The organism is Puia sp. (assembly GCF_035546395.1).
Classification (GTDB): Bacteria; Bacteroidota; Bacteroidia; order Chitinophagales; family Chitinophagaceae; genus Puia.
Map to the genome: position 1 here is coordinate 40,235 of NZ_DASZXR010000011.1, position 10,974 is coordinate 51,208.

General features: G+C 53.5%; 18 protein-coding genes and 1 pseudogene. All 19 read left to right on the top strand.

From position 1 onward, the window contains the following. The first annotated feature begins 8 nt into the window (after positions 1–8). The 19 genes and pseudogenes from rplV to VHE34_RS10915 all read left to right on the top strand — a co-directional run bounded on the left by rplV (position 9) and on the right by VHE34_RS10915 (position 10,939). Positions 9–362 carry a 50S ribosomal protein L22 gene (gene rplV / locus VHE34_RS10825; RefSeq protein WP_325587651.1) on the top strand — a complete coding sequence of 118 codons (354 nt, stop codon included), beginning with the start codon at positions 9–11 and terminating at the stop codon, positions 360–362. Between the two features lie 26 nt (positions 363–388). After that, positions 389–1,054 (top strand): annotated as a pseudogene (rpsC, locus tag VHE34_RS10830) (30S ribosomal protein S3); the annotation flags it as partial. A 247-nt stretch (positions 1,055–1,301) separates the two neighbouring features. After that, a complete protein-coding gene (gene rplP / locus VHE34_RS10835) occupies positions 1,302–1,721 on the top strand; it encodes a 50S ribosomal protein L16 (RefSeq protein WP_188938242.1) in 420 nt (139 codons plus the stop codon). Between the two features lie 102 nt (positions 1,722–1,823). Then, positions 1,824–2,036 (top strand): 50S ribosomal protein L29, encoded by a 213-nt coding sequence (rpmC, locus tag VHE34_RS10840; RefSeq protein WP_325587656.1) that lies wholly within the window; start codon positions 1,824–1,826, stop codon positions 2,034–2,036. 25 nt (positions 2,037–2,061) lie between these two features. After that, on the top strand, positions 2,062–2,319 hold the full coding sequence (gene rpsQ, locus VHE34_RS10845) for a 30S ribosomal protein S17 (RefSeq protein ID WP_325587658.1): 258 nt from the start codon (positions 2,062–2,064) through the stop codon (positions 2,317–2,319). 30 nt (positions 2,320–2,349) lie between these two features. After that, positions 2,350–2,718, top strand: a complete 369-nt coding sequence (rplN, locus tag VHE34_RS10850) for a 50S ribosomal protein L14 (RefSeq protein WP_325587660.1) — start codon at positions 2,350–2,352, stop codon at positions 2,716–2,718. A gap of 12 nt (positions 2,719–2,730) precedes the next feature. After that, positions 2,731–3,069, top strand: a complete 339-nt coding sequence (gene rplX, locus VHE34_RS10855; RefSeq protein WP_325587662.1) for a 50S ribosomal protein L24 — start codon at positions 2,731–2,733, stop codon at positions 3,067–3,069. After that, positions 3,066–3,635, top strand: a complete 570-nt coding sequence (gene rplE / locus VHE34_RS10860; RefSeq protein WP_325587664.1) for a 50S ribosomal protein L5 — start codon at positions 3,066–3,068, stop codon at positions 3,633–3,635. The genes rplX and rplE overlap by 4 nt, the downstream gene beginning before the upstream one ends. Before the next feature lie 23 nt (positions 3,636–3,658). Further along, entirely contained in the window at positions 3,659–3,928 is a 270-nt protein-coding gene (gene rpsN / locus VHE34_RS10865; RefSeq protein WP_325587666.1) for a 30S ribosomal protein S14, read from the top strand. 87 nt (positions 3,929–4,015) lie between these two features. Continuing rightward, positions 4,016–4,414: a 30S ribosomal protein S8 gene (rpsH, locus tag VHE34_RS10870; RefSeq protein ID WP_325587668.1), complete on the top strand. Its 399-nt coding sequence runs from the start codon at positions 4,016–4,018 to the stop codon at positions 4,412–4,414. A gap of 90 nt (positions 4,415–4,504) precedes the next feature. Next, positions 4,505–5,059 carry a 50S ribosomal protein L6 gene (gene rplF, locus VHE34_RS10875; protein ID WP_325587670.1) on the top strand — a complete coding sequence of 185 codons (555 nt, stop codon included), beginning with the start codon at positions 4,505–4,507 and terminating at the stop codon, positions 5,057–5,059. 51 nt (positions 5,060–5,110) lie between these two features. Then, positions 5,111–5,464, top strand: a complete 354-nt coding sequence (rplR, locus tag VHE34_RS10880) for a 50S ribosomal protein L18 (protein ID WP_325587672.1) — start codon at positions 5,111–5,113, stop codon at positions 5,462–5,464. Positions 5,465–5,498: 34 nt separating this feature from the next. Further along, positions 5,499–6,017 carry a 30S ribosomal protein S5 gene (rpsE, locus tag VHE34_RS10885; protein WP_325587674.1) on the top strand — a complete coding sequence of 173 codons (519 nt, stop codon included), beginning with the start codon at positions 5,499–5,501 and terminating at the stop codon, positions 6,015–6,017. 12 nt (positions 6,018–6,029) lie between these two features. Then, a complete protein-coding gene (gene rpmD, locus VHE34_RS10890; protein WP_325587676.1) occupies positions 6,030–6,212 on the top strand; it encodes a 50S ribosomal protein L30 in 183 nt (60 codons plus the stop codon). Positions 6,213–6,343: 131 nt separating this feature from the next. Continuing rightward, positions 6,344–6,793, top strand: a complete 450-nt coding sequence (gene rplO / locus VHE34_RS10895; RefSeq protein WP_325587678.1) for a 50S ribosomal protein L15 — start codon at positions 6,344–6,346, stop codon at positions 6,791–6,793. A 179-nt stretch (positions 6,794–6,972) separates the two neighbouring features. Further along, the gene (gene secY / locus VHE34_RS10900; RefSeq protein WP_325587680.1) at positions 6,973–8,310 is read left to right on the top strand and encodes a preprotein translocase subunit SecY; all 1,338 of its coding nucleotides are present in this window, start codon (positions 6,973–6,975) and stop codon (positions 8,308–8,310) included. A 163-nt stretch (positions 8,311–8,473) separates the two neighbouring features. Continuing rightward, entirely contained in the window at positions 8,474–9,292 is an 819-nt protein-coding gene (gene map, locus VHE34_RS10905; protein ID WP_325587682.1) for a type I methionyl aminopeptidase, read from the top strand. Positions 9,293–9,295: 3 nt separating this feature from the next. Then, on the top strand, positions 9,296–10,531 hold the full coding sequence (locus tag VHE34_RS10910; RefSeq protein WP_325587684.1) for an NAD(P)/FAD-dependent oxidoreductase: 1,236 nt from the start codon (positions 9,296–9,298) through the stop codon (positions 10,529–10,531). A 3-nt stretch (positions 10,532–10,534) separates the two neighbouring features. After that, complete coding sequence (locus VHE34_RS10915) at positions 10,535–10,939, top strand: VOC family protein (protein ID WP_325587686.1); 405 nt, start codon at positions 10,535–10,537, stop codon at positions 10,937–10,939. The last annotated feature ends 35 nt before the right edge of the window (positions 10,940–10,974 follow it).

The following is a 10,974-nucleotide window of genomic DNA, read 5'->3' on the forward strand; positions in this document are numbered from 1 at the left end:
CTATAACAATGGAAGCAGTAGCTAAATTGAGAAATTACCCGACGTCGCCCCGTAAGATGCGCTTACTGGCTGATGAGATCCGCGGTATGCATGTTGAGAAAGCCCTGGCATTGCTGGAGCACCATCCGCAACATTCTTCCACTCCCCTGCATAAGTTGTTGTGGAGCGCCGTAAAGAACTGGGAGCAGAAGAATGAAGGTCAGAGTGCGGCCGATGCCGCCCTGGTGGTGAAGACGGTCTTTGTTGACGGTGGACGTACGTTGAAGCGGATGCGCCCGGCCCCGCAGGGTAGAGGTTATCGTGTCCGCAAGCGGAGCAACCACGTAACCATTATCGTTGATCAAAAAGTGTCGGAAAACTAATCAGATAAAACTTATTCAAGAATAATATGGGTCAGAAAACGAATCCAATTGGGGCCAGGTTAGGGATCATCCGCGGTTGGGAGTCCAACTGGTACGGCAGCAAGAAAGACTATGCTTCCAAGTTGATCGAGGACAACAAGATCAGGACCTACCTGAATGCCCGTATCAATAAGGGCGGGATTGCGAAGATCGTGATCGAGCGTACGCTGAACAAGCTGATCGTGACGATCCACACTTCGAAGCCCGGTATCATCATCGGTAAAGGCGGTGGTGAGGTGGATCGTATCAAGGAAGAGTTGAAGAAGCTGACGGGGAAGGACGATGTCCAGATCAATATCCTGGAGATCCGTCGTCCTGAGCTCGATGCGAATATCGTGGGTGACACCATTGCCCGGCAGATCGAGAATCGTATCAACTATAAACGCGCCATCAAGATGGCGATCGCTTCCGCGCTCCGGATGGGCGCCGAGGGGATCAAGATCAAGGTGAGCGGCCGTCTGGGCGGTGCTGAAATTGCCCGTACGGAGGAGATCAAGCAGGGTCGTACGCCGTTGCACACGCTGCGGATGGACATCGACTATGCGAATGTGTTCGCGCTGACGGTGTACGGGAAGATCGGTATCAAGGTATGGATCTGTAAGGGTGAAGTACTGGCGAAGAGGGATCTGAACCCGAACTTTGTCGGTGGTAAGGAAGGCGGGCTTAGCGATCGCCGGGACAGAAGGGATGGTGACGATCATGGTCATCGCGGCGATCGTCGTGGTGGCGATCATCGCGGCGGCGAGCGTCGTGGCGGTGGGGATCGTGGTGGAGACCGTCGTGGCGGCGGCGACCATCGTGGCGGCGGGGATCGTCGTCCGAGCGGCGGCGGTGGCCGGCGGTAGGCTATTGAGGGCATTTATATTAAAAAGAAACAAGTAACCAGCAAATAATTTCAAGATGTTACAACCTAAAAGAACCAAGCATAGGAAAGCACAGAAAGGCCGGATCCGTGAGGTGGCTAAGAGAGGAGACACTATCTCGTTTGGTTCGTATGCTTTGAAATCCCTGGAGGCTATCTGGCTGACCAATCGTCAACTGGAAGCTGCCCGTCAGGCGCTGACCCGCGCTATGAAGCGTGAAGGGAATGTTTGGATCCGGGTATTCCCCGACAAGCCGATCACGAAGAAGCCGTTGGAGGTGCGTATGGGTAAAGGTAAGGGTAACCCCGAGTATTGGGCGGCTGTAGTCGAGCCGGGTCGTATCCTGTTCGAAGCGGACGGTGTTCCTCTGGCCGTGGCCAAGGAAGCGCTTGAGCTGGCTGCGCAGAAGCTGCCGATCAAGACGAAATTCATTGTTCGTCGCGATGTTGTTGCCTAAGACCTGCCCCGGAGGGGCGGTGCCCGAAGGGCGGACATTAAAGCTTCACAAATGGTGAACCGCAGGTTCACGACAAGTAGGAAAGAGTAAAATCAAAATAAGATGTCAAAGAGAATCGACTTTAATAACAGCCTGAAGGACCTCAATGAGAATGACCTGCAGGCGCGCATCCAGGAAGACGAGCAGCGCCTGAAGAAGCTGGAGTTTGCGCATGCTATTTCTCCGCTGGAGAATCCGATGAGCATCCGCTCTTTGAGAAAAGACATTGCCCGTCTGAAGACGGCGTTGGCCCAAAAAGTCGCTGTTAAGGCGTAAGTTATAAATGCAAAAAGCTAATACAATGGTTGAAAGAAATTTGCGCAAGACGAGGATCGGGGTTGTGAAGAGCAACAAGATGGATAAGACCATCACCGTGGCTGTTGAACGTAAGGTGAAGCACCCGATCTATGGTAAGTTCGTAAAGAAGACTACCAGCTTCCACGCTCATGATGAAAAGAATGAGTGCACCGTAGGTGATATCGTGAAGATCATGGAGAGCCGTCCGCTGAGCAAGACAAAGCGCTGGCGCCTGGTCGAGGTGGTCGAGAAGGCTAAATAATATTATTTAAGTTTATAAAGCTAGAATAAAATGATTCAGCAAGAAAGCAGATTAAATGTGGCTGATAACAGCGGCGCCAAAGAGGTGCTGTGCATCCGGGTATTGGGGAACAGCGGGCAGGACTATGCGGGCATCGGCGACAAGATCGTAGTCACCGTGAAGGATGCGTTGCCTTCCGGCGGTATCAAAAAAGGCACTGTCGCCAAGGCCGTCATCGTTCGCACCAAGAAGAAATTGCGCCGTAAGGATGGCAGCTATATCAGCTTTGACGACAATGCAGTGGTATTGCTGAATGCCTCCGACGAGCCCCGCGGCACCCGTATCTTCGGGCCGGTCGCCAGGGAGCTGCGCGACAAAGGATATATGAAGATTATCTCCCTTGCACCTGAAGTGCTGTAAAAACATATAAAAATGAGCAACAGATTCAAACCCAAGTTCAATATTAAAAAAGGTGATAGCGTGGTAGTCATCACCGGTGACGACAAGGACCCTAAGAAGGCCCGGAAAGTCCTGGAAGTTTATCCCGACGAGGCCAAGGTTCTGGTCGAGGGGGTAAATATCGTGACCAAGCACACCAAACCTTCGGCACAGAACACCAAGGGTGGCATCGTGAAGAAGGAAGCTCCCATTCACATTTCGAACATCCAGTTGTTCGATGCGAAGACGGGTGGCGCTACCAAGGTAAAGCGCAGCCGGGAGAATGGGAAATTAGTTCGAATCGCTAAAAAATCTGGGGAGGTAATCAAATGAGTACTGTAAAATACACTCCGCGTCTGGCAGAAAAGTACAAGAAGGAAGTTGTACCTGCCCTCATGAAGAAGTTCGGCTATAGCACGATCATGCAGGCGCCGAAGCTGGAGAAGATATGTATCAACCGCGGCGTCAATGGGGCTGTTACCGACAAGAAGCTTGTCGAGGTAGCTGTTGACGAGCTGACGATGATCACCGGTCAGAAGGCTGTTACGACGCAGTCGAAGAAGGACATCTCCAACTTCAAACTTCGTAAGAATATGCCGATCGGTGCGCGGGTCACGCTGCGTGGCGAGAAGATGTTCGAATTCCTGGATCGCCTGGTTTCCACGGCGCTGCCCCGGGTTCGTGACTTCAAGGGGATCAATGAGAAATCTTTCGATGGCCGCGGCAACTATACGCTGGGGATCACCGAGCAGATCATCTTCCCGGAGATCGACATCGACAAGGTGAATAAGATCACCGGTATGGATATCACCTTCGTTACGACGGCGGGTACCAACGAAGAGGCTTACGAGCTGTTGAAGGAGCTGGGCATGCCTTTCCGTAATATCAAGAGAGACTAAAAAAACTTAAAAAGTAATAAAACATGGCTAAAGAGTCTGTAAAGGCGAGACAAAAGAAAAGGGAAGCGTTATCGGCCAAGTATGCTGAGAAGCGCGCCGCTTTAAAAGCCGCCGGCGATTATAAGGCATTGGATCAGTTGCCCAGGAATGCATCTCCTGTAAGGCTGAAGAACCGTTGCCAGCTGACAGGCCGTCCCCGCGGGTATATCCGGTACTTCGGTATCTCCCGGGTGATCTTCCGCGATATGGCGCTGCAGGGTAAGATCCCGGGTGTCAGGAAAGCGTCCTGGTAATCTCGTTGTGGTGATTGATGGGATATCGCATTGTAAAAAAAATTATAACACTGCGGACCTGTGGTCCGCGAAAACTGAACACTGACAATGGTTACTGATCCAATAGCAGACTTTCTGACGAGAATCCGTAATGCGCAGATGGCGAACCACCGGATCGTGGAGATCCCGGCTTCGAATCTGAAGAAGCGTATGACGGAGATCCTTTACGATAAGGGGTATATCCTCAAGTATAAATTCGAGGATGACAGCAAGCAGGGCGTCATCAAGATCGCTCTGAAGTATGATCCGGCCACGAAGGAGCCCGCGATCAAGTCGTTGGAGCGGGTGAGCCGTCCGGGTCTTCGCCAGTATGCGAGCCCTGCCGAATTCGTTCGTGTAAAGAACGGTTTGGGGGTTGCGATCATCTCCACTTCGAAGGGGGTGATGACCGACAAGGAAGCCAAGGCTCAGAATGTCGGCGGCGAGGTGCTTGCGTACATTTATTAGTTTTTCGATGAGCTGTCGGTACATTAAGCCTGTACCTATACGGGCTGACCGGCCGGCAGTGATACCATAACACTTAAATATTTATAGAGTATGTCTCGTATAGGTAAACAGCCGGTGACCCTGCCGAAGGGTGTGACTGCGACGGTAAGTTCTGACAATGTTTTGACGGTGAAGGGGCCGAAGGGCGAGTTGAAGCAGGCGATAGACCGGGATATCAAGGTTGAAGTAAAGGAAGATCATCTCGAGTTCACGCGGCCTACGGACCAGATCCGTCACCGGGCGTTGCACGGTCTTTATCGTGCGCTGGTGTTCAATATGGTGAAGGGTGTGACCGATGGCTACAAGCGTCAGCTGGAGCTGATCGGGGTCGGTTTCAAGGCTTCGAACCAGGGCAATGTGCTGGACCTCGCTCTTGGTTATTCTCACAATATCATTTTCGAGATCCCCAAGGAGCTGAAGCTGGCTACGTCGCAGGAAAAGGGTGAGAACCCGAAGATCACGCTGGAAGGCGTCGACAAGCAGCTGATCGGCCAGGTTGCCGCGAAGATCCGCAGCCTGCGTAAGCCTGAGCCTTACAAGGGTAAAGGTGTCCGTTATGTCGGTGAAGTGGTTCGGAAGAAGGCTGGTAAGGCTGCCGGTAAATAATTTTTTGGAAATTGGGCTGTGGCTGGAATCACGGCCTATAAATAAAATATCATGGTTACGAAAGCACTCAGAAGAGAGAAAATCAAATTCCGCGTCCGCAAGAAGATCGCCGGGACTGCTCAGCGCCCCCGTCTGTCGGTATTCCGGAGCAACACGGATATCTATGTTCAACTGATCGACGACGATAACGCCAGGACGCTGGCTTCGGCTTCTTCCAAGGATAAGGATATCGCTGCGCAGAAGGGGACCAAGTCGGAGAAGAGCAAGCTGGTCGGCGGTGCGATCGCCCGTAAGGCCAGCGAGCTGGGGCTGAAGGATGTGGTGTTCGATCGTGGCGGCTATCTCTATCATGGCCGGGTGAAGGCTGTTGCCGACGGCGCGCGTGAGGGGGGACTGAGTTTCTAATAATATTGTCTAATAAGCTTCGTAAATAATTACAATGTCAAAAGTAATCTTAAACAGAGTTAAGGCCGGTGACCTGGAACTGAAGGAGAAAGTGGTTGCTATAAATCGTGTGGTAAAGACGACCAAAGGTGGCCGGGCATTCAGCTTCTCTGCATTGGTGGTAGTCGGCAACGAGAACGGCGTTGTTGGTCACGGTCTTGGCAAGGCCAAGGAAGTTCAGGAAGCGATCACCAAGGGGATCGAGGATGCCAAGAAGAACCTGATCAAGGTGCCTGTGATGCATGGGACCATTCCTCACGACCAGCTGGCCAAGGAAGGTGCTGCGAAGGTGCTGATCAAGCCGGCGGCTCATGGTACCGGTGTGATCGCCGGGGGCTCTATGCGTGCTGTGCTGGAAAGCGCCGGTGTAACGGACGTTCTGGCCAAGTCGCTGGGTTCTGCGAATCCTCATAATGTGGTTAAAGCGACTTTCAAGGCACTCGCCATGTTGCGTGAACCCATCCATGTTTCCCGTACCCGTCATCTCTCATTAAAGAAAGTATTCAACGGATAATATTTGTTTTCTATGGCAAAGATCAAGATCACGCAAGTAAAGAGCGGCATCGACCGTCCGGAGCGTCAGAAGCAGACGCTGAAGGCGCTCGGTCTGAACAAGCTTCATGCTACGAAGGAAGTGGAAGCTACTCCGCAAATCCTGGGTATGGTCCGTAAGGTGACGCACCTGGTGACTGTAGAAGAAGTAAAATAATTTCAGGGTGGACCACGGGTCCACCGGCCGAAGGCCCATCATTAGCCGCACACCGGGATGGGTTCTTTTGGGTGGTAAACCAGCCCGGTGTGCAGCGAGGGGCGATTCCCCGTAAGTAAAAATCAGCAATCATGAAATTACACGAGATCAAGCCTGCAGAAGGCGCAACACATAGACAAAAGCGTTTGGGCCGTGGTGAAGCATCCGGTAAGGGTGGTACTTCGACCAAGGGCAACAAGGGTGGTCAGAGCCGTGCCGGTTATCAGCGCAAGATGGCGCACGAAGGTGGCCAGATGCCGATCCAGCGTCGTATCCCGAAGCGTGGTTTCAATAATGTCCATCGTGTCGAGTACAAGGTGTTCAACCTGGGTCAGCTGGATCAGCTGGCCGAGAAGTACGGGATCACCGAATTCACACCTGAAAATCTGTATATCAACGGGTTAATCAGCCAGACCGATCTCGTTAAGATCCTTGGCAACGGGGACCTGAAGGGTAAGTTCAGTTTCCGGGTGCACGCTATCAGCGGCAAGGCCAAAACGGCTATCGAAGGCCTTGGCGGAACAATAGAAATTGTGAAATAACCATAGCCGCGGTAGCGGCGCGTCCGAAGGACAGACATTAGATCTTTGCAGGAAATGCCCTTATTTTTGCCCAAGGGCATTTCTGCACAATTTTCTGTAACTTGCATGGACGCCCTTGCCCTACTATGCGTGGCTTTTTGGGGCGTCCTTTTTTGCTTATCTATTAATTGCATTGTTCCGTGAAGAAACTAGTACAGACACTTAGAAATATATGGAGTATCGAGGATCTGAAAAGTAAGATCATCGTTACTTTCTCCCTGATCTTCGTTTACCGGCTTGGAACCTACATCGTATTGCCGGGGATCGATCCGAATAAGCTCAGTGCGCTGAGCAGCAATTCCAAGGGTGGTGCGCTTGGGCTTATCGACGCGTTCTCGGGTGGCGCCTTCTCACAGGCGTCGATCCTGGCGCTCGGGATCATGCCTTATATTTCCGCCTCCATCTTTATGCAGCTGATGACGATCCTGATCCCGCAGATGCAGAAGATCCAGAAGGAGGGTGCGAGTGGGCAGAAGAAGATCAATCAATACACGCGTTACCTCACGGTGATCGTAACCTTTGTGCAGGCGTATGCGTATGTGACTTATTTGAAGGGACTTGGCAAGGATGCGATCCTCGATTCCTTCAGCGCTTATTTCTGGCTGACTACCCCGATCGTGCTGACGGCAGGTACGCTGTTTGTCATGTGGCTGGGTGAGAAGATAACGGACAAAGGATTGGGTAACGGTCAGTCGCTGATCATCATGATCGGTATCCTGGCCCGGTTGCCGCGCAGCTTTGTACAGGAGTGGAATGCCAAGGTAGCTACCGGCAGCGGTGGTATCCTGGTGTTTGTTATCGAGATCGCTGTGTTGGTGGCGATCATTATGGGGCTTATCGTATTGATCCAGGGTGTCCGCAAGGTGCCGGTCAACTACGCCAAGCAGATCGTCGGCAGCCGGCAGTTTGGTGGGGCGCGGCAGTTCCTGCCTTTGAAGGTGAACAGTGCCGGTGTGATGCCGATCATCTTTGCGCAGGCGATCATGTTCCTGCCTACCATTTTCGCCAGCTTTGAAACTACGAAGGGGCTTGCCCGGCTTTTCTCGGATCCCCGGGACTATATTCATATGGTGATCTACGGTGTGATCGTGGTTGGCTTTACCTTCCTCTATACGGCGTTGATCTTTAACCCGAAGCAGATCGCGGACGATTTGAAACGGAACAACGGCTTTATACCGGGCGTGAAACCGGGGCAGCCGACGGCGGACTATATCGGATCGGTGATGGATAAGATAACGCTTCCGGGCGCCGTCCTGCTGGCTATAGTTGGTATCCTGCCTGGCTTTGCCCAGCGGCTGAATATCACCCAGGGTTTTGCTTCTTTCTTTGGCGGTACCAGCCTGCTGATCATGGTGGGTGTTATCCTGGACAGCCTCCAACAGATAGAGACTCAGCTGTTGATGCGTCAGTACGACGGGTTGATGAAGAGCGGAAGGATCCAGGGGCGTGCGTCCTCTGTGTCCAATGCCGTCATTTAGGATCAATAAACTTTTTACTATAGTGACCTGTTAGGAATTAGACCTCCTGACAGGTCTTTTTATAAGAACCGCTGGAAGCGGTTCGACCGAAGGTCAGACATTAGCCGTTTGCGCGAATAGGGCTAGTTTGGCTGGTTAGACCTATTCGCGCAATTTTACGACTATGATTCATTATAAGAATTCGGCTGAAATTGAATTGATGCGGGATGCCGCCCTGCTGGTCAGCAAGACCCTGACGGAGGTAGCGCGCGTGCTGAAACCGGGGATCACGACGCTCGAGCTGGACAAGCTGATCGGGACGTTTATCCGCGATAATGGCGGCATTCCGTCGTTCCTGAACTATCGGGGATATCCGTTCAATTCCTGTACTTCGGTGAATGATGTGGTCGTACATGGTTTTCCGAATGGGAAGGCCTTGAACGAAGGGGATATCATCTCGGTGGATATCGGGGTCATCAAGAAGGGATGGCATGGGGATCATGCGTATACCTTTGCGATCGGCGATCCGGGGCCGGAGACGGTTCAATTGATCCAGGTGACGAAGGAATCCCTTTATAAGGGGATCGAGAAGGCGGTTGCCGGCGGCAGAGTAGGGGACATCTCGTCTGCGATAGAAGAGTATACGGCCAAGAAATACGGTTATGGTGTGGTCCGGGAGCTGGTTGGGCACGGGCTGGGCAAGAGCCTGCATGAGGACCCGCAGGTGCCGAACTATGGGCGCCGGGGCACGGGGGCGAAGCTGAAGGAGGGGATGGTACTTGCGATCGAACCGATGATCAATCTCGGCAAGCGGGATGTCTATACGGAGAGTGATGGGTGGACGGTGCGGACGACGGATCATCAGCCTTCGGTGCATTTTGAGCATGATGTAGCGGTGCGTAAGGGGAAGGCGGATATTCTTTCCGATTATTCCATTATCGAGGCTGCCGAGGCAGCCAATCCTCATCTTTTTGTCGGACGGGCAGCGGCGCTGCCGTCCTAAATCATGGCCAGGGAACTTATTGTAATTGGCGGCGGGGCCGCGGGGATCTTTTGCGCGGTGAATGCGGCGCGGATGAGCCCGGGGTTGCGCGTGACCGTGCTGGAGAAGACGGGTAAGCTGTTGAGCAAGGTCAAGGTGAGCGGTGGAGGGCGATGTAACGTCACGCATGCTTGTTTTGACATCGCTTCGATGGCGGCGCGGTATCCACGCGGACAGCATTTTGTGCGGAAGGCGTTTCACCGGTGGTTCACGACCGATACGATCGACTGGTTCCGGGAGCGGGGAGTGGAGTTGAAGACGGAAGAGGATGGGCGGATGTTCCCGGTGACGGATTCGTCGCAGACGATCATTGATAGTTTGATGCGGGAGGTGAATTCTTACGGGGTAGAGGTGCGGATGCATGCGGAGGTGAAGGGTATTTTGAAGGGCGATACGGGCTTTACGGTGACGCTGGCGGACGGGCGTTCGTTGGCGGCTGATTATGTGTGTATTGCATGCGGCGGGTATCCGAAATCGGGGATGTTCGACTGGATCCGGGCATTGGGCCATACGATCGAGGAACCGGTGCCGTCGCTTTTTACCTTTAACATGCCGGGGGATGGGATCGTGGGGTTGATGGGGGTGTCGGTGCCTCTGGCGCAGGTAAAGGTCGTGGGTACGAAGCTGGTCGAGAAGGGGCCCATACTGATAACTCATTGGGGACTTAGCGGTCCAGCCGTGCTGCGGTTGTCGGCCTGGGGGGCGCGGGAGCTGGCGGCGCGGGAATACCAGTTTTCGATCGTTGTCAACTGGCTGCCGGAATTCTCTGAGCAGGAGGTGCGGGACCGGCTGCAGGAGCTGCGATACGAATGGGCGCCGAGGATGGTGGGTTCCGGGCCGCCGTTGGGGCTACCCCGGCGGCTCTGGGAGTATTGGCTTGGCATTTCGGGGGTCAAAACGGACATCCGGTGGGCGGATCTGCCCATTCGGGATCAAAATCGCTTGGCGGGGTTGCTTTGTGCGGCTACCTTTACGGTGAAGGGGAAGACGACCTTCAAGGAGGAGTTTGTGACGGCCGGGGGAGTTCGGCTTTCGGAGGTGGATGCGGGGAGTTGCCAGAGCCGGAAGGCGCCGGGGCTGTACTTTGCGGGGGAGATACTAGATGTGGATGGGGTGACCGGGGGATTCAATTTTCAGCATGCCTGGACGAGTGGGTGGCTGGTGGCGGATTCGATCCGAGCTTTGGAATCAACAACTTAATATATGACGGCATTTGCACCTTTGTTGAAGTTAAAAGTGGTGGCACCGGCGTTGGAGTTTTACAAAAGCGCCTTCGGCGTGGAGGAAGTGCTGCTTGTGAAGAATGAGGACGGGTCGATCCATGTGGCGGAGTTGTCGTTACAGGGGGCTCTTTTTCATCTTCATGAGGGGGCGCCTGAGACGGCCGCGACTACGACGGTGGAGTTGGGGTTGTTTTTGGATGATCCGGACTCGTTGATGGACAAGGCTTTAGCGGCAGGTGCGCGACTTATTGAGCCGATGAAGGACTTTGAATATGGGTATCGGCAGGGATCTTTTTGGGATCCGTTTGGGTTTCATTGGACCTTGCAGAAGAAGCTGGCCAGTGCGTGGACGGGGGTGATTGGGCCGGATGGCGCACCCCTGTAGTCGACGAGGGCAGGATGGGGGGTTTTGGGTGGGTA